The organism is Sphingomonas sp. Leaf242, assembly GCF_001422045.1.
In the GTDB taxonomy this organism is placed as follows: Bacteria; Pseudomonadota; Alphaproteobacteria; order Sphingomonadales; family Sphingomonadaceae; genus Sphingomonas.
Window position 1 is genome coordinate 172987 of sequence record NZ_LMLW01000008.1, and the last position, 21583, is coordinate 194569.

18 protein-coding genes are annotated in these 21583 nt (G+C 65.0%); 5 read left to right on the forward strand and 13 right to left on the reverse strand.

The features are described 5' to 3' along the window. Positions 1-24: 24 nt before the first annotated feature. Complete coding sequence (locus ASF09_RS08660; protein WP_060525868.1) at positions 25-2868, reverse strand: M16 family metallopeptidase; 2844 nt, start codon at positions 2866-2868, stop codon at positions 25-27. 376 nt (positions 2869-3244) lie between these two features. Here ASF09_RS08660 and ASF09_RS08665 point away from each other — a divergent pair, with 376 nt between their 5' ends. After that, entirely contained in the window at positions 3245-3760 is a 516-nt protein-coding gene (locus tag ASF09_RS08665; RefSeq protein ID WP_056052510.1) for a MucR family transcriptional regulator, read from the forward strand. 148 nt (positions 3761-3908) lie between these two features. Here the strand turns inward: ASF09_RS08665 and ASF09_RS08670 are convergent, their stop codons facing one another. The 5 genes from ASF09_RS08670 to ASF09_RS08690 form a co-directional block, all read right to left on the reverse strand. Next, the gene (locus ASF09_RS08670; RefSeq protein WP_060525869.1) at positions 3909-4652 is read right to left on the reverse strand and encodes a dienelactone hydrolase family protein; all 744 of its coding nucleotides are present in this window, start codon (positions 4650-4652) and stop codon (positions 3909-3911) included. Positions 4653-4792: 140 nt separating this feature from the next. Beyond that, positions 4793-6025, reverse strand: a complete 1233-nt coding sequence (lysA, locus tag ASF09_RS08675) for a diaminopimelate decarboxylase (protein ID WP_060525870.1) — start codon at positions 6023-6025, stop codon at positions 4793-4795. A gap of 70 nt (positions 6026-6095) precedes the next feature. After that, positions 6096-6359, reverse strand: coding sequence for a hypothetical protein (locus ASF09_RS08680; protein ID WP_060525871.1), 264 nt, complete (start codon positions 6357-6359; stop codon positions 6096-6098). Then, positions 6356-6874 (reverse strand): methyltransferase domain-containing protein, encoded by a 519-nt coding sequence (locus tag ASF09_RS08685; protein ID WP_082444199.1) that lies wholly within the window; start codon positions 6872-6874, stop codon positions 6356-6358. The genes ASF09_RS08680 and ASF09_RS08685 overlap by 4 nt, the downstream gene beginning before the upstream one ends. A 13-nt stretch (positions 6875-6887) precedes the next feature. Further along, positions 6888-7151, reverse strand: coding sequence for a hypothetical protein (locus ASF09_RS08690; protein ID WP_056052519.1), 264 nt, complete (start codon positions 7149-7151; stop codon positions 6888-6890). 362 nt (positions 7152-7513) lie between these two features. On the opposite strand from ASF09_RS08690, the gene ASF09_RS08695 reads away from it, so the two are divergent. Then, positions 7514-10078 carry a PAS domain S-box protein gene (locus tag ASF09_RS08695; RefSeq protein WP_082444200.1) on the forward strand — a complete coding sequence of 855 codons (2565 nt, stop codon included), beginning with the start codon at positions 7514-7516 and terminating at the stop codon, positions 10076-10078. A 298-nt stretch (positions 10079-10376) separates the two neighbouring features. Here the strand turns inward: ASF09_RS08695 and ASF09_RS08700 are convergent, their stop codons facing one another. The 4 genes from ASF09_RS08700 to ASF09_RS08715 form a co-directional block, all read right to left on the reverse strand. Next, the gene (locus ASF09_RS08700) at positions 10377-11231 is read right to left on the reverse strand and encodes an alpha/beta fold hydrolase (protein ID WP_060525872.1); all 855 of its coding nucleotides are present in this window, start codon (positions 11229-11231) and stop codon (positions 10377-10379) included. A gap of 114 nt (positions 11232-11345) precedes the next feature. Further along, positions 11346-12350: an NADP-dependent oxidoreductase gene (locus ASF09_RS08705; protein ID WP_060525873.1), complete on the reverse strand. Its 1005-nt coding sequence runs from the start codon at positions 12348-12350 to the stop codon at positions 11346-11348. Then, positions 12347-12568 carry a hypothetical protein gene (locus ASF09_RS08710; RefSeq protein ID WP_060525874.1) on the reverse strand — a complete coding sequence of 74 codons (222 nt, stop codon included), beginning with the start codon at positions 12566-12568 and terminating at the stop codon, positions 12347-12349. The genes ASF09_RS08705 and ASF09_RS08710 overlap by 4 nt, the downstream gene beginning before the upstream one ends. A 35-nt stretch (positions 12569-12603) precedes the next feature. Beyond that, positions 12604-13431 carry an SDR family NAD(P)-dependent oxidoreductase gene (locus ASF09_RS08715; RefSeq protein ID WP_060525875.1) on the reverse strand — a complete coding sequence of 276 codons (828 nt, stop codon included), beginning with the start codon at positions 13429-13431 and terminating at the stop codon, positions 12604-12606. A gap of 58 nt (positions 13432-13489) precedes the next feature. Between ASF09_RS08715 and ASF09_RS08720 the strand changes: the two genes are divergently transcribed. Then, positions 13490-14074 carry a TetR/AcrR family transcriptional regulator gene (locus ASF09_RS08720; protein ID WP_060525876.1) on the forward strand — a complete coding sequence of 195 codons (585 nt, stop codon included), beginning with the start codon at positions 13490-13492 and terminating at the stop codon, positions 14072-14074. A 450-nt stretch (positions 14075-14524) separates the two neighbouring features. Here the strand turns inward: ASF09_RS08720 and ASF09_RS08725 are convergent, their stop codons facing one another. From ASF09_RS08725 to ASF09_RS08735, 3 genes are all read right to left on the reverse strand, one after another. Further along, positions 14525-15778 carry a right-handed parallel beta-helix repeat-containing protein gene (locus tag ASF09_RS08725; RefSeq protein ID WP_060525877.1) on the reverse strand — a complete coding sequence of 418 codons (1254 nt, stop codon included), beginning with the start codon at positions 15776-15778 and terminating at the stop codon, positions 14525-14527. Between the two features lie 388 nt (positions 15779-16166). Next, the gene (locus ASF09_RS08730) at positions 16167-16757 is read right to left on the reverse strand and encodes a response regulator transcription factor (RefSeq protein ID WP_235529762.1); all 591 of its coding nucleotides are present in this window, start codon (positions 16755-16757) and stop codon (positions 16167-16169) included. Positions 16758-16824: 67 nt separating this feature from the next. Then, positions 16825-17877, reverse strand: a complete 1053-nt coding sequence (locus tag ASF09_RS08735; RefSeq protein WP_060525878.1) for a sensor histidine kinase — start codon at positions 17875-17877, stop codon at positions 16825-16827. Between the two features lie 576 nt (positions 17878-18453). Between ASF09_RS08735 and ASF09_RS08740 the strand changes: the two genes are divergently transcribed. Next, on the forward strand, positions 18454-18609 hold the full coding sequence (locus ASF09_RS08740) for a hypothetical protein (RefSeq protein ID WP_156359295.1): 156 nt from the start codon (positions 18454-18456) through the stop codon (positions 18607-18609). A gap of 127 nt (positions 18610-18736) precedes the next feature. Continuing rightward, a complete protein-coding gene (gene mgtA, locus ASF09_RS08745) occupies positions 18737-21472 on the forward strand; it encodes a magnesium-translocating P-type ATPase (RefSeq protein WP_082444202.1) in 2736 nt (911 codons plus the stop codon). Positions 21473-21583 lie beyond the last annotated feature (111 nt).

A 21583-nucleotide genomic window follows, 5' to 3' on the forward strand; every position in this document is an offset into this window, starting at 1 on the left:
ACCCAGCACGCCTGGGCTCTGCAATTAATTGGCGCCGGCAACCGACGCCGCGGAGATGACCTCGACCGGCAAGCCGATGCTGTCAAGCTGCGGGCGCACCGTCTTCGCATCGCCGACCACGACCCAGATCGTCTTCTTCGGATTTAGCGACTGCTGGATCGCGGTGTTGAGTTGCGGCAGGTTAAGTCCCTGATAGCGCTGCGTGATCGTCGCGTAGTAATCGTCGGGCCGCTTGAGCAGGTCGTTCTGCTGCATCGCGCTCAACACCGCGTCGGACGTCTCGAAATTGCCCGACAGCGAACGGATCGCACCGTTGATCGCACGATCGAACTCGGCCTGCGTCATCGGCTCCTTGCCGAGGAACGCGCCGATATCGCTGCGCAGCGCGGCGATCGACGGGCCGGTCTGGTCCGCCTGCACCGGTGCCGACAGGATGTAGGGCGCGGCGTGTTCGACCTGCTGGAACCGCCCCGACACACCGTAGGACCAATGCTTGCTCTCGCGCAGATCCATGTTGACGCGACCGAGGAAGCTACCGCCGAGCGCATCGTTGGCGGTCACGATCGGCAACAGGTCCTGCGTGCCCTTGAGGCCGGTCGGGATACCGGCGAAGATCGCCGATTGCGGGCTGTCCGGCCGATCGACCAGCACGATCTTCGGCCCCGACGGCGTGACCGTCGCCGGAAAGACCTTGGCGCCAGCTGCGCCGGTCGGCCTCCACGTGCCGAACCAACCGTCGAGCGCCGCCTTCACCTCGGCGAGCGGACGATCGCTGACGACGAAGATCTTCGCCTTGTCGGGCCGCAGCCATGCGTGCTGGAACGCGATCAGGTCCGATCGGGTCAGCGCCGCGACCGCCTTCGGATCGCCGCTGCCGATCGCCTTGGCATAGGGCGACGTCGGCCCCTGGATCAGCGGCGGCATGACGCGGGCATAGATCCCGCCCGGGCTGGTCAGCTCCTGCGCGATCTGCGCGAGCTGCTGGTTCTTGACGCGCGCGACCTCGGCATCGGCGAAGGCCGGATTCCGCGCGATGTCCGCGAACAGGTCGATCGCCGGCGCGAGGTTCGCGCTCGGCACCTGCAACGACAGGAAGGTCCGATCGCTCGACGCGCCCGAACCAATATCTGCCCCCAGCCGCTCCTTGGCCTCGGCCAGCGCGACCGAATCGCGCGTCGCCGTGCCCTCGTCCATCATCGCCAGCGTCAGTTGCTGCGTGCCGAGCTTGCCCGCGACGTCCGCCGCGGTGCCCGCATCGAAGCTCAACACCGCCTGCGTCACCGGCACCGCGGTGCGCTGCGCGTAGACGACCTCGATACCGTTCGCGAGCCGGGTCCGCTCGACGGTCGGGAAGCTCAGGCCGGCGACCGTGCCGACGCCCGGCAACGGCCCCCGCGTCCCCTTCGGCGGCGCCTCGGGTGCAGGGACGACGTTGGCCTTGGGCGGCACGACCGCGTTGGCATAGGCATCGCGCGGCCCCGGCACGACGGTCAGCGAATAGGCGGGGCGCGACAGCCACTTCGACGCCGCAGCCTTTACGCTGGCCGGCGTCTCGGCCGCCAGCTGCAACAGCTGTTTCTTGTAATAGCCGGGATCGTTCGAATACAGCGCGCCCTCGGCCAGCGTCACCGCCTTGCCGCCAAATCCGCCGACTGACTCCAACCCTTCCATCGTCCGGGCCGCGGTCGTCGTCGCGACGCGGCTGACCTCGTCCGCGGTCGGACCGTTCTTCAAGAAATCCGCGAGGATCTCGTCGATCCGCTTCGACACCAGCGCAGGGTCGACGCCCTGCCGGACGATCGCCTCGATCTCGAACATGCCGAGCTGGCTGAAGCTGCTGTTGCTCGCCGAAATCCGCGTGACCAGCTTCTCCTTCTTGACCAGCGCAGTATCGAACCGGCTGCTGGCGAGGCCACCGAGCACGCCCGCCGCAACCTCCAGCGCGGTGCCGTCCTTGTCGTTCAGGCCGGGCACCACCCAGTTGCGGCTGATCATCACCGCCGCGACCCGGTCCTTGATCGTCTCGCTGACAGGGGCTGGCAAGGTCGGGATCGGTGCAGGCGGGACGATGCTCTGGGGACCCTTCGGGATGCCGCCGAAATACTTCTCGGCGAGGCGCTTGGCGGTGGCGGCATCGACGTCGCCGGCCAGCACCAGCACCGCGTTGTTCGGGCCGTAATGATCCTTGAACCAGTCCTTCACCGTCTGCAGCGACGCCGCATCGAGATCCGCCATCGAACCGATCGTGGTGTGGCCGTACGGGTGATCCGCGGGGAACAGCCCCTCGGTGGTCTTGTACTGGGTCAGGCCGTAGGGCTGGTTGTCGCCTTGGCGCTTCTCGTTCTGGACGACGCCGCGCTGCTCGTCGAGCACGCCCTGCGTGATCGCGCCGGTCAGATAGCCCATGCGGTCGGATTCGAGGAACAGCGCTCGGTCGAGCGCCGCGGTCGGCACCGTCTCGAAGTAGTTGGTGCGATCGTAATAGGTGGTGCCGTTGAAGTCGGTAGCGCCGACCTGTTTCAGCGGTTCGAAGAAGTCGCCGGGCGCGTTCTCGGAGCCGTTGAACATCAGATGCTCGAACAGATGCGCGAAGCCGGTCTTGCCCTTGGGCTCGAACTTCGATCCAACATTGTACCAGACTGAGACTGCCACCACCGGCGCCTTGCGGTCGGTATGGACGACGACGCGCAGGCCGTTCTTCAGCGTGAACTGCTGGTAAGGGATATCGACCGACTTGACGAGATCGGCGACCGGCGCCGGCTTTGCATCTGGAAGATCACGGGCTGCGGGAGCTTGTGCCCAACCTGGCGCGGCCGACAGAAGCGCTGTTGCGGCGACACCGGCAAGAACCGTCTTTTTCGAAACCATATGCGTCAGTGATCCTCGCCTTAATTGTCACCTCACCATAAGTGCCCCGCGGGTTTGAGCAACAGAAATGACAGGCCGGCGATACGTCGAAATTCGCCGCGACGGGATCGCCGCATTCTGCATAACAGAATCTACGGCCTCCGGTATGACGCCGTTCGACTTAAAGACCGCATGATAGATTTTTCATCTTACGGTCGGCACCGCTTTTCGATGATCCGAGCCATTCTTCGGCCGACCGTCCGAAATCAGGACGATTAGCACTCGATCATGCTGATCGAAACTTTATCCAACATTTGCGCATTGTAAGGATTGCCAATTTATAGATGAACATTGTAGGCGCGCCGCACAGGGGCCATTATCACTTCAAGGATATCTCGTGACCGATACACTCAATACCGTCGAACTCGCCGCCGAACTGACCGCGGCATGGCTCGCGAACCCGAACACGCGGACCGCGGCAGACGACGTTCCAGCTTTTCTGCTTGCGATGCATGCCGCTGTCGCCAAGCTCGTCGATGCGGGTGATGCAGAGCCTGAGGCCGCGCCGGTTTCGACCGCAGAGCCCGCAGTATCGGCGCGCAAGTCGCTTGCCTCGCCCGACCACATCATCTCGATGCTCGACGGCAAGAAGTACAAGACGCTGCGTCGTCACCTTTCGACCAACGGCCTGACGCCGGAACAGTATCGCGAGCGCTTCAACCTGAAGCCCGATTATCCGATGGTCGCCGCGACCTATTCGGAAGCGCGTCGCGCGATGGCGAAGTCGATCGGTCTCGGCCGCAAGGCGGGTTCGACCGTCGAGAAGGCTGCCGGTTCGGCCGCAACGACGGTTCGCAAGACCGGCAAGGCAGCACTCGATGCCGCCAAGAAGACGCTCGGTAACGAGGGCTGAAGCACGGTCGGGGGAAGCTCGTCTTCCCCCGTCTGTCGGCCGGCGGCGATGGCCGCGCGGCCACGCGGGTCGATATTTTAAACGCCGCACTCGTTTGGTCCGATAGCGGCCTGCTCTGTCGACAGGCCGCTATCGCCAGGTCACCGCATCACGCCAGGGCGCCGCGGTAGAAGTCCAGCGTCAGCATCATCGCCTGAAGGAACAGCGCGGGATCGTAGCGCGGTCCTTCGTCCCGCAGAAATGCGTGTTGTGCGTTCAACTCATGCCACGCATAGGTCGCACCGACCTCTTCGAGCCGCGCGCGGATCCGTTCGCGACCGGCAAAGGGCACATGCGGATCCTGCCGCCCCCACACGAACATTGTCTGCGCCTTCAACTCGGCCATGCGCATCAGGCTGTCATCCGAGCGCCCCGCGCCCAGCGTGCCCGAATGGATGTCGGTCGGATAGAAGCACGCCGCCGCCGACACGCGCGGATCGAGCGCGGCGCGATAGGCGAGATGCCCGCCGAGGCAGACCCCGAACGTGCCGATCCTGCCGTTGCACGCCGGATTGGCCAGCAGCGCGGCGACGCCCGCCGCCGCATCGGCGTCGAACGCGGCAACCGGCTTGGCGATCTTCAGCGCATTGCCGCGGTCGGTGCCCGCCGGATCGTAGCGCAACACCGTGCCCGCCGGCTCATACTCGTGATAGACCTCGGGCACCGCCACGACATAGCCGTTGCCGGCGATCATCGCCGCCAGCCGGCGGATCGGCGCGGTGACCTGATAGATCTCGGAATACAGAAGAATGCCGGGAAAGCGTCGATCGCCCGCGGGCCAGAACAGGTGCATCCGCATCGAACCGCCGCCGGGCATCGCGACATCCTGGATCTCATCGCCGTGCAGGATCATCCGTTCTTCCTCATATCGGTGCCGGGCAAACGCCCTGGTCGCGATCCGACCGCGCACCCGAATACCGGTCGGATGCGCCGCGTCCGTAGCCCGATACCGTTCGAACCGGCAATACAGCCGCCGATGCTCGCCATGATCCGCTAGGCCGCAAACTCGTCGGGCAGATACCGATCGGCGACGATCTCGTAGCGATCGCCGTCGACCAGCACCTGGGGGCTCAGCGCGCGACAATTATAGGTCGACGCCATCGCCGCACCATAGGCGCCGGTGCCGTGCAGCACGGCGAGATCGCCGCGACCGACGCGATCGATGTCGCGGGCTACCGCGAACACGTCGCCGCTTTCGCAGACCGGGCCGGCGATGGTCGCGACCATCCGCGCGCCATCGGGGACGACCGCCTCGAACCGGTGGAAGGCATCGTACAGCGCCGGTCGCGCGAGGTCGTTCATCGCCGCGTCGACGATGACGAAGGGCTCGTCCGCGCCCGGCTTCACCCAGATCACCCGCGTCATGAGCACGCCGGCGAGCCCGGCGACGACCCGGCCCGGCTCGAACGTCAGCTCGACGTCCCAGTCGCGCGTGACGCGTGCCACCATGGTCGCATAGTCGTCGAGCGTCGGGACGATGTCGTCGGCGCGGTAGGGGATGCCGAGACCACCGCCGAGATCGACGCGGTCGATCGCGTGCCCCCGTGCGCGCAGGTCCGTCACCAGCGCACCGATGCGGGCGTACGCGACCTCGAGCGGCGCGAGATCGCGAAGCTGGCTGCCGATGTGGAGCGCGACCCCGACCAGGTCGAGACCGTCGATGCGCGACAGCCGGTCGTAGATCGCGGGCACATCGGCGATCGCGACCCCGAACTTGTTCCCGCGCCGCCCCGTCGAGATCTTGGCATGCGTGCCGCCGTCGACATCGGGATTGACCCGGAGCACCGCTGTCGCCCGCATCCCCCGCGCAAAAGCCAACGCCCCGAGCACCTGGCCCTCCTCCTCCAGCTCGAGGTTGAACTGGCCGACGCCGACTGCGAGCGCGTCGGCAAGCTCGCGGTCGGTCTTGCCGACGCCCGAAAAGACGATGTCCGCCGCCGCGATCCCCGCGTCGAGCGCCCGCCGCATCTCGCCGCCCGAGACGATGTCGGCGCCGAAGCCGCACCCGGACAGCAATTGCAGCACCGCGCCGTTCGGGTTCGCCTTGACGGCAAACGCGACGCGCACGCGGGGGAGGATCGACAGTGCCGTTCTGAACCGGTCTGCGGCATCACGCAGTGCGGCGGCGGAATAGATGTGGACGGGCGTGCCGACCGCCTCGGCGATCGCCGGCAGCGGTACGTCCTCGGCGCACAGCACGCCGTCCCGTGGTTCGAAATAGCCCATGATGTCTCGCAGTTCGGCGGTCAGGAATACGGCGCAGCGCCGTCGTCAGGAATGCGGCGGATCGCCGCGGTCAAGCACGCGGCGGTTCGCGCCGCCGGCGCGTGCGACGCAGCCGGACGGCGTGGATCGCTTCGGCGGTATGACAATGGCCATGCCGTTCGGCGCGGAGGGCGACGACGACGCGCTTGCCGTTGATCGCCAGCGTCAGTCCGAGCAGTGCGATCGGAAACACCAGCATCGCCAGCGCCGCACCGTTCGCCACTGCCGCCACGCTGCAGGCGCCGACGGTCAGCACGACGCCGATCGCCCGCCAGAGGATATCGCGCCTGGTCATGCCGCGACACTCCGCGCGCAGGACGCCGCCCGATCGTCGATGACGACCCGCCCAGCGCCCCGCAGCGCGGCAACCGCCTGAGGCCGGCGATCGTGCGCGGCACCGCCGTGGCACAGGACGATGTCCGCGGGCAGGTCGTGCTCGGCCTGCAACGCGGTCACGATGTCCGCCACCTCGAAAGACGCGCCGATCGCAGCGTCCGCGGCGCGGTTCGCGGCAGCCCGCGCGCGACCGATCGCGCTGGCCGATCGATCAATCCCGCGCGCCTCGATCGCGGTAAAGCCGAGCATCCGCGCATGATGCGCCGCGGACAGCAGCAGCGTGCCGGCGCCGCACTCGGCATCGACGATACGGACCGCATGCCGCCCGGCGGCGCGCAATGCCGACAATGCGGCGGCGACCTGCGGCCAGCGTGGATCGTGGTGCGTCGTCTTCACCGCGGGGTGCGAGGCCGCGGCCCCCTTCACCGTCGTGATCGCGGTGCGCGACCGGACCGGCAGAGCATGAACGTTCATCGCTCTCTCGCCGTCATGCCGCACGGGGCAGCGCGCGCTCGTCGCGACCGACCGGGGCGAACGACACTAGTGGCGTGAGCGGCATCGCGGCGACCTCGACGCTCGCATGGTAGATATCCCGCTCGGCCTGCGCATAGTGCATCGCCGCGGCGTAGGAGATGAAGCGGCCTTCGAGCGTTCGCCTGCTGTCCTGGACGAGCCAGTGTCCGGCGCGATCCTGCCCGACGAAGATGACGAGCCCGGTTGGATCGGGCTCCGATATGGGTTCAGACGACATGTCGCCCTGCTGCCTTTCGTGACGCGAGCGTCGTGCCCGCCCCCAACATCTACGAGGCCCGGCATAGGGATTCGAGATCGATCCGCGCCGATCGCATAGTGCAGGCATAGTGTCCGCTCGGTCGGTCGCGGTTTCGGTTGTCCTCGCCGCATCACGCGCGCGATCGGGTGTTCGCGGCGTTCGTCGCGCACCATCGCCGGCTGGCGGAGCGCTTGACGGCGAGAGTCCGCCATCCCCCTAGCTCCCCCGCCCCGAACGCGTGGCGTTCGTCCGAAACGACCGTCGACCTGATAATCAGCGGTGTCGTCGAATGCCGTAATGCCGATTTCCAAACGGCTGGACGATCGCTACGGATTGCGGCGATGAATGCCGAAGTAAGCCCTGCTGCCAATACCTTACCGCCCCAACTGGCGTTTCTCGCCGGGGGCGGCGAGGCGGCCCGCCTGATCCTCGGTCGCGACTGGACGAGTCATCCGCTCGGACCGCCGGAAGGCTGGCCGGACATTCTGAAGTCCAATCTCAGCACGATCCTCAACTCGCCGGAATCGATGATCCTGGCGTGGGGCGAGGACGACCTGATCTTCTTCTTCAACGACGCCTATTTTCCGCTGCTGGGGCCGCGTCTCGACTGGGCCATGGGATCGCCGTTCAAAACCGTCTGGCCCGATGCCTGGGAGCAGGCCAAGCCGATCATCGACGAAGCGTTCGCGGGGCGGAGCCAGCGGTTCGTCGATCTCCCGTGGAAGCTGGATACCGATCGCGGGCGTGCCGACACCTGGTTCAGTTTCTCCTACTCGCGCATCCTGGACGCGCGAGGTGCGATCGCGGGCCTGTTCGTGTTCACCAACGAGACCACCGAGCGCGTCCTTGCCGACGCGGCGCTGAGACAGAGCGAAGAGCGGCTTCGTCTGGTGATCGAAGGGGCCAAGGATCATGTGATCTTCACCACCGACCCGGTCGGCATCATCACCACCTGGTCTGCAGGCGCCGAGGTCGTGCTCGGCTGGTCGGCCGACGAGGCGATCGGCCAGCCGTCCGCCATCATCCTGGCGAACGAGGACGACGTCAGCGGCCCGAAGCTCCCCGCCCTGGGCAGCGCCGCTCGCCAGAATTCGGCGCATGACGAACGCTGGCACGTCCGGCGCGACGGATCGCGCGTGTTCCTCACGGGATCGGTCCATCCCCTGCCCTACGACGCACAGGGAAAGCCGCGCGGCTTCATCAAGATCGCCCGCGACGAAACCGAACGACGGCGCGCGGAACAGGCGTTGCGGGACAGCGAGGCGGCGGCGCTGGTCGATGCGCAGCGGGTTCAGCTTGCGCTCGCGGCGGGCGCGATCATCGGGACTTGGGTCTGGGATCTGCCGAGCGACCGCTTCACCGTCGACGAACCCTTCGCGCGCGCGTTCGGCCTGGACCCGGCGATGGGCCGCGAGGGCCTGAGCCTCGCGCAGATCGTCGCCACCGTTCACCCCGACGATCAGGCCGGTCTGGCCGAGGCGATCAGCGACGCGATCGCCCGCGGCGGCGGGTACGCGCATCAATATCGGACGCGGCGCGCAAACGGCGAATATCACTGGCTGGAGGCGAATGGTCGCGTCGACCACGATGCGGACGGCACGCCGACCAGCTTCCCCGGGGTCCTCATCGACGTCGAGGAACGCCGCAAGGTCGCCGCGGAACGAGACCGTGCGCTGAACGAACTGCGCCGCTTGAACGAGACGTTGGAACAGCGCGTATCCGAGCGCACGGCCGATCTGATGCGCGCCGAGGAAGCGCTGCGTCAGAGCCAGAAGATGGAGGCGGTCGGCCAGTTGACCGGCGGCTTGGCGCACGACTTCAACAACCTGCTGACGGCGGTGACCGGGGGGTTGGAACTGCTCGCGCTACGCGTCGCGAAGGGCCAATACGACAAGCTCGATCGCTACGTCGCGATGGCGCAGACCGGTGCGAGCCGAGCCGCGGCGCTGACGCAGCGGCTGCTCGCCTTTTCGCGCCGGCAGACGCTGGCACCGACGCCGACCGATGCCGATCGCCTGATCGCCGGGATGGCGGAAATCATCGATCGCACGCTGGGCCCCGAGATCGAGGTGAAGATCGTCTCGACCACCGGTCTCTGGCCGGTTCTGGTTGATGCGCCGCAGCTGGAGAACGCGCTTCTCAACCTGTGCATCAATGCGCGCGACGCGATGCCGCATGGCGGGCGGTTGACGATCGCGACGCAGAACACGTGGCTCGACGCAAAGGCGGCGGCGGATCAGGAGCTCCACGAAGGCGACTATGTCGCGCTGTACGTCACCGACACCGGCACCGGGATGACGCCGGAGACCATCGAACGCGTCTTCGAGCCGTTCTTCACGACCAAGCCGATCGGCGAAGGTACCGGTCTCGGCCTCTCGATGATCTATGGCTTCGTCCGCCAGTCGGGCGGCCAGGTGCGGATCTGCTCGGAGGTCGGGCGCGGCACGATCATGTGTCTCTATCTCCCCCGCCACGATGGCGAGGCGGCGATCGCCGACCGAGCGCCCGACGAGAGCGGCGTCATCCGGGCATTGCCGGGTGAAACGGTTCTCGTCGTCGAGGACGAAACTGCGATCCGGGATCTGGTCACCGAGGTCCTGTCCGAAGCCGGTTACCGCGTCCTGCAAGCCCCGACCGGCCCCGCGGGGGTAAAGCTGCTTCGCTCCGATGAACGGATCGACCTGCTGGTCACCGACGTGGGCCTGCCGGGCGGATTGAACGGTCGCCAGGTCGCCGATGCGGGGCGCGCGGTCCGGCCCGACCTCAAGATCCTCTTCGTCACCGGCTATGCCGCCAACGCCGCCGTCGGCGCGGGCCACCTGGTCGAGGGCATGGAGGTCCTCACCAAACCGTTCAGCATCGCCGACTTCGAAAAACGAATCCGCAGCATGATCGGGACCGACTGATCGCCGCGGGGGTGGGACTGAAATGTGACGCTCGTATACTGGCGCGGGAAGAATTCACCGCCATACGGCGCGGGCTACAGTTAACTAATAGCAATCTGGTTTGTCACTGACTTTACTGTTTCCGGATGGATTAAAACCCCTCACTTTCTTATATTTCCGCGATCGCATCGTATTCATCCTTCGTAATTCCTCATCGCTTTCGGCGATGTAGCTGCACACTGTTGCAAACGAAAAAAGATGGTGAATCGGGGAGGTCGGCTGCGCAGCTTCCGCCCTCCGCGATCGTCGCGAAGAAAGCTTAAGTGTCGAGGAACGCGATCGCCCGATCGGCGAACAGTTCGTGATACTGGAAGATCCCGCCGTGCCCGGCGTCGGGGTAAAGGACGAGTTCGGCACCCGGGATGCGGCGCGCGAGATCCCGCGAATTCTCGCTGGGGACCATGATGTCGTGGTCTCCATTGGCGACGAGTACCGGGTGGCGGATGACGCCCAGATCCTGCGCGGACTGCGCTCCCCAGGCCGTGATCGCCTTTAGCTGGCGCAGGAAGACTTTCGGCGTGACGGCGGCATCGCGGTCGGCCTTGCGGGCTTTCAGACGCGCGAGGAACGCCTGCGCCGCGCGACGGCTGGGCTTGCTCGCGGTGAAGAACAGGAACATCTTCGGATCGCGGAACGTCAGCATGCCCTTGACGATCAGCGGCCAGGATACCGAGCCGACCTTATCGATGCCGGTGCCACCCGCCGGTCCGGTGCCGGTGAGGATCAGCCGGCGGGCACGCGCCGGGCGCTTCAGCACCATATCCTGCGCGACGAAGCCGCCCAGTGAAAAACCCATGAGGTCGATCGTATCGAGCCCGAGCGCGTCGATCGCCGCGAGCATGTCGTCCGCCATGGCCGAGACCGTGAGCGGTGCCTCGCCGCCCGACGCGCCGACACCGCGGTAATCGAACGCGAATACCGGCCGGCCGGCGGCCAGCGCCTCGACGATCGAAGGATCGAAATTGTCGAGGTTGGCGCCCCAATGGTTGAGCAGCACGAGGGGAACCCCGCGTCCCCCGCCAAGCTGCCGATAGGCAAAGCGGGTGCCCGCGGCCACAACCGCTCGCGTGGCGACGCTGGCCCACGCCCCCCGGGCCGATTGCGTCTTGGTCATCGTGGAGTCCTTGGTTTTTCTAGTCGGGAGCATGGGCTGGGTGCGGATCGACGTCCCGTCACGGGCGGGCCGTCACGGGCGGGCCGTCACGAGCGGGCCGTCACGAGCGGGCCGTCACGGGCGCACCGTCACGACGACCTTGCCCTTGGCGCGGCCGGAATCGACATAGTTCACCGCGTCGTTGAGGTTTTCGAACGGGACCGTGCGATCGACGACGGCCTGGATCGCCCCCTGATCGATCAGCGCGCCAAGCTTGCCCAACTGCTCGCCATCGGCGTGCATGAACAGGAACGAATAGGCGACGTCCTGGCGCTTCGCCTTGCGCCGGATCCCCGCACTCATCAGGCGCAGGACAAGCCGTATGACCGGGTTCAATCCCTGCGCCTTGGCGAATGCCGGGTCCGGCGGTCCCGATATCGAGATCAGCTTGCCGCCCGGTTTCAACACTTTGAGCGACTTTTCGAGCGTCTTCGCGTCCAGGCTGTTGAGGACGACGTCGTAGCCGGACAGCAGCTCGGAAAAGTCCTGCGTCTTGTAGTCGATGACGATATCCGCGCCGAGGCGCCTAACCAGATCGGCATTGGCGGCGCTCGCGGTCGTCGCGACGGTCGCGCCGAGATGCTTGGCGAGCTGGATCGCGATCGTGCCGACGCCACCCGAGCCCGCGTGGATCAGGATCTTCTGGCCGCGTTTCAGGCCCGCACGCTCGATCAGCACCTGCCATGCGGTCAAGCCGACGAGCGGTATGGACGCCGCCTCCGCCATGGAGAGGCCGGCGGGCTTGGTGGCCAGATCCGCTTCGTTGATCGCGATGCGCTCGGCAAAGGTGCCGATCTGCCCGTCGCGCGGACGGGCATAGACCACATCGCCGACCTTGAAGCGATGCACGCCCGCCCCGACCGCCGTGACGATGCCGGCGAGATCATGCCCGAGGACGATGGGCGGCTTGTAGGGCAGGATCGGCTTGAACGCGCCGTCGCGGATCTTGCCGTCGAGCTGGTTGATCGCGGTGGCGTGGATCTCGACCAGCACCTCGTCGGATGCGGGTACCGGATCGGGCCGTTCGACCAGGATCAGCCGTTGCCCCTTGCCGTACCGTTCGAGCTGATATGCCTTCATGCTGCGCACTCCCGGGTGGCCGCCGCGGCGGGATGATCGGTAAAGCCTTTGGCGCCGAGGCCGTAGAGCGTCAGCGGATCGATCTGCGCAAGAGGCGCTAGGTCGGTCGACACCAGACTGGCACCGGCGCGATTGCGGATCTGCGGCGCCTGGACGAAGCGATTGGCGAGCCTGACGCATGCCGGATCATAGGACGAGAAGAGGCTAGATTCCGACATGGTGCGGATCTTTCGTGTGGGGGCGTGCGAGGCGATCAGGCGGCGTAGCGCGGTGCGGGATGGATCTCCCCGAAGCCCGGTAACATCGCCCGTCGCGCAGTCTGGAACGCATCCCACAGATCGCCATCGTGCAGCGGCGGGATCGTCACGGCTTCACGCGCATCGTAGCCGGCGAGCGCCGCGTCGACCATTTCGCCTACCTCCATCATCGGCGGCAGCGATGCCTCGTCGGCACCGGCGCGGCCCCAAAGCTCGGTGCGCGTCGCCGCTGGAAGCACCGCCTGGACGTAGACGCCCTTCGGCCCCAGTTCGAGCGCCAGCCCCTGCGACAGGAACAGCACGAACGCCTTGGTCGCGCCGTAGACGGTCATGCCATATTCTGGTGCCAGCCCTACCGCCGAACCGATATTGATGATCGCGCCATCGCCGCGTGCGGCAAGCCGCGGTGCCACTGCGCTCGCGAGCCGCGCGACAGAAGTGGTGTTCAGCGCGATCAGGCGATCGACGGCCTCGGTCGGCTGATCGACGAAACTGCCCCCCAGCCCCGCGCCGGCATTGTTGATGAGGATGCCGATGCGGTCGTCGTCGCGCAGCCGCGCCTCCACGACGGCCATCTGCTCGAGGTTCGTCAGGTCGGCTGGCAGCACGTCCACCGCGACACCGGTCTCGCCGCTCAACTTCGCGGCCAGGGCATCGAGGCGGGCGGCATCGCGCGCGACCAGAACGAGGTCATGGCCGCGGCGGGCGAAACGATCGGCATAGGTCGCCCCGATGCCGGTGGAGGCGCCGGTAATGAGAATGGCTGGCTTGGTCATCGGATTGCCCTTTTCGAAACGGATCGCTATATTAATGACAGGCGTCATGAATAGCTAAATGTGATAGCCATCATGAAACGTCAACAGAGAGCCGGAGATTATTTCGATGAAGATCAGTCGCGAGCAGATGGTCGAGAACCGTTGCCGCATCCTGCAGGAGGCCAGCCGGCTGTTCCGCGATCGCGGCTTTGCGGCGGTGACGGTTGCCGATGTCATGAAGGCGGCTGGGCAGACTCATGGCGGCTTCTACGGTCACTTCGCTTCGAAGGACGACCTGATCGCCGCGACGATCGCGGATACACTGGCGGGCGAGAGCGCCGGCATGGCCGATATCGATGCGTGGACCGACGCCTATCTGTCGCCGTTGCACCGGGAGAACCCCGACCAGGGATGCCCGATGGCCAGTCTCGCCGGCTTGATGCGCCACCAGACGCCTGAGGCGCGTGCGGCCATGACGCACGGGCTGAACGCGCACATCGACCGCTTCGCACGCGGTCTGCCTGGCGACGGCGATGCCAAACGCCGCCAGGCCGCGATCGGCCGGTGGGCGGCGATGGTCGGCGCCGTCGTGCTGTCACGCGCGGTCGACGACACCGCGTTGTCGGATGAGGTGTTGCGCGAAACCCGGGCGTGGATCGCAGCGACGCAGCCCGCCGTCCATGCCGATCACGAACAGGATGCGCGCACGTGAATGTGTCGAACGATCATGCGGATTTCGATGGCCATGACCAGTTGGCGGCATTGCTGGCGACCAACCGCAATCCGCCTCTCGGTGACTATGGCCCCGCCTGCTCGCGGGGAGGCCAAAAGCGCAGACGGTCGGACACTCTGCCTTAGTCGGGGCCCGCTCGTTGGATACGATCCCCAGCCGAGTAGAAGAGAAAACTGGTACGATCTCCAACCCTTTATCCGTCGGCAGCTTGTTGCCTGCACAGCGATTTCGCCCGCCATTTTGAATGTAGCGCTTAACGAGGCGGAGGCTTCCGAGACGGACACGGGTCCGCGGCAAACTGGTGGAAACACGTTTCTGCCGAACTATTTGGAGCAAACGGGCGCCGTTGCATCGTGGAACGAATGGCCAAGCCCTTTACGATGCCGCCACGCTTCGAGTGCGTACGATACTCGCAGGCGCGGCCGGCTATTAGTCGTTGAACGCGCCTAAACCCTTCAGCGGGCTTTCGGCGCGCAGGTGGAAGCTATGGAGTACAGGGAGGCTGCCATCGGCCTGCCGTGGCGCGTCCCAATGACGGTCCGAAACATCCTGGAAATCTGCGCGCGTCACGCGAGTCGGCAAGGTCCAGGAGTTGTGCGGCATCTTCAGCCCGGCAGTATGCGAGGTCAGGACAGTGCCATAGGCAATGTTGTTACGCAGATTGCCGAGCGCAATGGGAGAGCCGTCGGCCGATATACCCAGCATGTCGTATTGGACACCGTTGGAGAAGGCGGTGTTGTTGATGAAGTCCAACGCCAGCGGGTGGTGATTGGCGTAGAATCCCGCCGCCTTGTTGTCGAAGGCGACCGAGAAGCGGACGATGTGCTTGACGGCATTCCGGGTATATCGCCCGCCATAACCGCCCGCCTTGATACCGTTGCCGTTGCCTGCCGCTAGAGGACTGCGCGTGCCGGGCAGATAGCCTTGCTGCCACGCCCAGCACTGCTCGATCGTCACCGGTGAAAAGGCGTTGATCAGGTCGAAGCCGTCGTCCGAATTGGCCCATGCGCGGTCACCACGGAAGACGTTGCCCGGGTGGCCGGCCTTGATATGGGCGCCGAAGCCGTCGGCGCTCTGCCCGGCACCGTTGGAGGTGTAGGGGTCATAATTGTGGTGCGAGTCGGTGTTCAGCACCAGGTTATAGCCCCCATCCTGAATGAAAAGTCCTGGTCCCATATTATGGTGGAGGTTGAGCCGTTCGTAGATATTGTGGCTGCCGCTGTTCCAGACGCCCCATGACTCGTGGTTCAGGTGATTGTCCGGTTGCTGCGGGACGCCAGTGACCTCCAACCCCTTCAGATGAAGCCAGCTGCCGGTGACGTCGAACCCCTTGACGCGGCAGTCGTCCTTCATCGCAGAGAAATCGAACACGGGTGTCTCGCCGGGATAGGCCCAGTAGCGGATCGGCTTTCCTTCGCCGCCGCTTTTGTCGAGTATCACGGCATTCACGGTGTCCGTGCGCGTGGCGCAGCGGTTGACGCCTGACGTGAGCACATAGCGTCCTCCACGAAAGTAGACCGTATCGCCGGCCTGCGCACTTTGCTGTGCGCGCTGGACGGTTTGCCACGGTGTTCCCGGCGAAACCCCGGAGGCCCGGTCGTTGCCATCGGGGGCAACATAGAAGACCGCCGCGTGCGCAGGGAAGGAAGCGACGAGCAGAATAGCCGGCAAAATTCTGATCACGTCACAGTCCCTTCAGCGGTCGCTGCCGACCCGTTGCAGCCTTAAAACTTTCCCTTTCGAGGCTAAGGTCATGTCGAAGCGTCGGCAAATGACAAGCCCGTCACGGAGCCTGTAGGTCTGCGCCCTCTCCCACCGGGACATTCCGACCACTCGAATGGCGGGCGAGAAGGCATTGGCGATCACGAAATCGATTGGCGATCGACGCGGCCAGTGCCGTCTAGGCAGGGATCGAGCTTGGAAAACGCGAGCGTTCTCGAAGCCCAACTAGGACGGTTCGACATTCAAGAGTTCCAAAGCGAATGACGTCTGGCTCATGATGCACCTTGTGCGGCGCGGCGCGGCGCGGCGCGATGGGGATCAGGCGATACGAGTTGAACGCGGCAGATCGTCAAATGGCTGCCTCTCGGAGCTCGTCAGACATTCGTACGAGGTCAGGCAATGTCTCAGCTTGCATCTTTCGCATGACCGTAGCGCGCCGGACCTTAACCGTAATTTCCGCGACATTCAGGGCCGTAGAAATCTCCCGGTTCGTATGGCCTTGCACGACCATATCCATGACCAGACGTTCTCCGGGAGCGAGGAGATCCGCGCGCGCGAGCACAGCCGCGACACGATTGCGTGTGCGACGGTGTTCGATATCTTCTAAAATCGCTGCGTTCACAGCATCGATCAGCATCTGATCATCGAACGGCTTCGCGAGGAAATCGACGGCTCCCGCCTTCAAGGCACGAACGGACATACGGATATCGCCGTGCCCCGTCACGAATATGATCGGCAGCCTGATGCCGCGCCGTCCGAGCTCGGTCTGCAGATCGAACCCGCCGAGTTCGGGCATCCGCACATCGAGGATCAGACAACCAGGGCGCTCTACCGGATCGTCGCGCAGGAAATCACGCGCCGACGCATAGGACACGGATTCGAATCCCACCGACGTCAGCAAGTCGTCGACGGCCGCCCGGATCGGCGCATGGTCGTCCACGATCCGAACCAGCGGGCGGACTACGGTGGGCTCGACATCATCTAGGCCAGGCGGAGCGGAAGTCAGGTCACTCTCCATTCGAACCGGGTAACAACACTCTGAACGTCGTGCCGCCACCCGGCGTGTCAAGATAGTCGAGTTGCCCGTTGTGGTCCTCCACGATCGTCTGGCTGATGGTAAGACCGAGACCGGTGCCACCTTCCTTGCTTGTCCAGAACGGCTCCCACAGGCGCTCCCTGGCCTCTTTGCCAAGTCCGCTTCCATTGTCGGCGCAGGCGATCACAATCATGCCGTCCGCCTGCAGTCTCGACGAAACCTTGATCGTTCTCGTTGCCGGATCGACCGTCTCCAAGGCCTCCAGCGCGTTGAGCAGGAGGTTGCTGACGACCTGCTGGATCTGCACCCGGTCCCCAACGATGACCGGCAGGTTCGACTTCAGATCCAGTATCAAAGTCGTCCCGCTCCGTTCCACCTCGCCCTGCGCCAACGCCGCGCACTCCGTGATCACGGCATTGATCGCGATCGGCTCACGTAATGGCGCGTGGCGGCGGGACAGGCGACGGACGCGCGCTATTACCTCGCTGGCCAGATTCGCGGCATCGACTACACGCCCCGCGGACTCATGCGCTTTGGCGATGTTCGGCGGATCGGCATCGAGCCAGCGGCGACACGCGCCGGCACTGGCCGTGACGGCCGCGAGGGGCTGGTTGACCTCGTGGGCGATCGACGTGACCAGTTCGCCCAGGTTGCTGATCCTGGACAGACGAAGGAGTTGGGCGCGCGCTTCATGATAAGCCGCCTCGGAGGCGATCATCCGCAGGCCGAGGTAGGTCGTGACGATTATCGCAGCCGTACTGATCGCCAGGTTGATCAACCCCGCTTCACGCGAGCCCGACGCGGTGAGCACCGAACTCAAGATCGTCAGCGCGACGCACGTCGCCGCCAGCAGGATCACATCTCGACGGTTCAGCAGTCGGACCGACATCAGGATCGGGACGACGTAGAAGACCGCTGCCGCGATCTCGAGATCGGTCACCGTATCGCTTACGAAGACGGTCAGGATCGTCGCGGCGATGACGGCTTTCGGCCAGGCCCGCGGTCCGGTGCGATGCGGCTGCATCACGACGGTCCCCCGGCGGTCGCGACCGGACGGGCGTGGGCGGTTCCACCGAGACCCACCACCCGTTCGTTTTCGCGAGCAATCACGGAAACCGATTCACGAATGTCGGATCGCCGCCCCTGATGATTACCGTTCTCCATGGAACGCAATTGCCACATCGGCCCCCTCCTCCCAAATCCTATCTTTACAAGTATACGCCGATACTTCGCTCGTATACTTAGCTATATATAGGATATACCATAGTATATGCTTTCTATATCGTTACAGGTACCAATAACAAATCTGACGATTATATGCTTGCAAACACCGCTTTCAGAGCATAGCGGCAAAACTTACAAAGCACATCCTGCTCTTCCTGATTTAGGATGACCATGATTTGTTGGATTAACGCCGCAACAGGTGACGTATCGAACCACGATCTACTCCCATTGCCGGCGAGGGAGACAGGCGGGCTGGTGCTCCTCTGATCACATCGACCGGCATCGGGTACGGAAGAGGCTTCCGGGAACGGTGACACCGTCCTGAAACGCTTCGTTCCGGACCCGATCAATCATGTCCGGAACGAAGGAGGTCGTCATGGCCGTCTTGAATATTCTTGGCGCCACGTGCGCCTCGAACCACTGCCGCGTGTCGGTGGTAATCCCCCCGCGGCTTCAACGTCGGCGCATCTCGGGCGGGTTGTCGCGCGCCGGGTTCAACGCCTGGCGCTTCTGGGGCGGCAAATGGCAGTGATCACCGTTAGCGCCTGCCAAGACCGAAGGTAGCCGGTCCCGCATGCGCTCCGCCATCAGCTCCGTTCCGAACACGGCATGCCCCCGCTCGGCGCGCCCCTCTCGCGACGCACCCGACAGGTGATATCATGAAGACCTTCGCGTTCCTTCCCCGCGCACTCGGCGCTGCCTGGCCTAAAGGTCGAAATGCGTCGGCGCTCAGGATAGGCGCGGGCGTCGGGCATCGTCCGAACTCCGACAACGATGCGTCGACGTCCGATGACGATCAGACGATCGCGCAGTGCTTCGCCGCTCTTGGCAGCGGCACGGACGGGCTGACCAATGCGGCTGCTCGGACACGGCTGCGGAGCGAAGGCCCCAACGAAGTCGCGCACGACCGGCCACCCCATTGGCTCGTGCAGCTCGCCACGGCCTTCAACAATCCGTTCATCTGGGTGCTCTTCGCGCTCGCGACGATCTCCTATCTATCGGACCGCACCGATCTGAAGCCTGTGATTGTCGTGTCGGTGATGGTCGGCCTGAGCGTGACGCTGCGTTTCTGGCAGGAGTTCCGCTCGAGCCGTGCGGCCGAGGCACTGAAGGCGATGGTCAGCACGACCGCAACGGTCGCGCGTCGCGATCATCCCACGTCAGCGCCACGACAACGCGAGATCCCGATGCGCGATCTGGTCGTGGGCGACATAGTCCATCTTTCGGCGGGGGACATGGTGCCCGCAGACCTGCGGCTCGTCAGGTCGCGCGACCTTTTCGTCAGCCAGGCGATCCTGACAGGGGAGTCGCTGCCGGTCGAGAAACACGACGTGCTCGACGCGGCCACGGAGCAAGTCTCGGGTTCAGACGCCAGGCATGACACGCGATCGGCGCTCGATGCGGCGAACCGCTGCTTCATGGGCACCAACGTGGTCAGTGGACAGGCGACCGCGATCGTCGTCGCGACCGGCACGCGCAGCTATTTCGGGTCGCTGGCCCGCGCGGTCGTGGGCAAGCGCCCGCCGACCGCCTTCGATCGCGGCGTCAACAGCGTCAGCTGGCTGCTCATCCGGCTCATGCTGGTCATGGTGCCCATCGTGTTCGTCATCAACGGGGTGGCGAAGGGCGACTGGCTTCAGGCTCTGTTGTTCGCGATCTCGGTCGCGGTCGGCCTGACGCCCGAGATGCTGCCGCTGATCGTCACGGCGAACCTGGCCAAGGGTGCGGTAGCGCTCGCTAAGCGCAAGGTCGTCGTGAAGCGGCTGAACGCCATCCAGAATCTCGGGGCGATGGATGTTCTGTGCACCGACAAGACCGGCACGCTGACGCAGGACCGCGTCATCCTCGAATATCATCTGTCGCTCGACGGTCAGCGGGACGAGAGCGTATTCACCTACGCGTTTCTCAACAGCCATTTCCAGAGCGGCCTCAAGAACTTGCTGGACGCCGCGGTCGTCGAGCATGGCGATGCACACGGCGATGCCGTGGCGATCATCGCAAAGCATTCCAAGATCGACGAGATCCCCTTCGATTTCGTACGGCGACGGCTGTCCGTGGTGGTCGAGGATCAGGCCGGCGCGCATCTCATGGTCTGCAAGGGGGCGGTCGAGGAGATGCTCGCCATCTGCACGACGATGCGCATCGGGCAGATCGTCACGCCGCTCTCCACCGACCATCGCCGCGAGTTACGCGCCCGCGCCGATGCGCTCAACGTCGAGGGCATGCGTGTCGTGCTGGTCGCGACGCGTACGTTCGAACAAGGACACGGCCTGTACCGGGTTGCGGATGAAAGCGGCCTGACGCTTCAGGGGATGCTCGCCTTCCTTGATCCACCCAAGGACAGCGCCGGACCTGCCATCGCCGCGCTGCGCGATCACGGCGTCGCGATCAAGATCCTGACCGGTGACAACGCGACCGTCGCGCGCAAGGTCTGCGGCGATGTCGGGCTCGATGCCGGAACGCCGGTCCTCGGCCATGAGGTAGAGGCGATGAGCGACGACCAGCTCAGGGCGGTGGTCGACGCCACTATGGTCTTCGCCAAGATCTCGCCGCTCCAGAAGGCGCGGATCGTGCGGGCGATCCAAGCCAAGGGGCACACGGTCGGCTTCCTGGGCGACGGTATCAACGATGCAGCCGCGCTGCGTGATGCGGATGTGGGAGTCTCGGTCGATACCGGCGCCGACATCGCCAAGGAATCGGCGGACATCATCCTCCTCGAAAAGAGCCTGACGGTGCTCGGCGACGGCGTGATGATGGGCCGTCAGACGTTCGGCAACATCATCAAGTACATCAAGATGACCGCATCCTCCAATTTCGGGAACGTGTTCTCGGTTCTGGTCGCAAGCGCCTTCCTGCCGTTCCTGCCGATGCTCCCGATCCAGCTGCTGATCCAGAATCTCTGCTACGACGTGTCGCAGCTTTCGATTCCGTGGGATCGGATGGACGCCGACTATCTCGCGCGGCCGCGCAAATGGTTTGCTGGCGACATCGCGCGGTTCATGGTCTGCATCGGACCGATCAGTTCGATCTTCGATATCGCGACGTTCTTCGTGATGTGGAAGGTCTTCTCGGCCAACACGATCGGCGAACAGGCGCTGTTCCAGTCCGGCTGGTTCATCGAGGGGCTGCTGTCCCAGACGCTGGTCGTCCACCTGATCCGCACGCGGAAGATTCCCTTCATCCAGAGCACGGCCGCGCTGCCGGTTCTGCTGCTGACCGGTGCGATCATGGCGGTCGGGATCGCGATCCCGTTCACTCCGCTCGGCGCCGCAGTGGGACTGGTACCGCTGCCGCTTCGCTACTTCCCGATTCTGGCCGCCACGTTGCTCGGCTACCTCGTGCTCACGCAAGGGGTGAAGCGCTGGTACATCGCCCGGTTCGAGGCATGGTTGTGACCCGGCGTGTGCAGCCCATTACCGGTATCGCGCGCCGACTTTGCGCCATCGGTCGCCGCTTTTCGAACGCCGCGACCGTCGCCCGGGCAATCGCCGCCCTGCGCGAGCCGC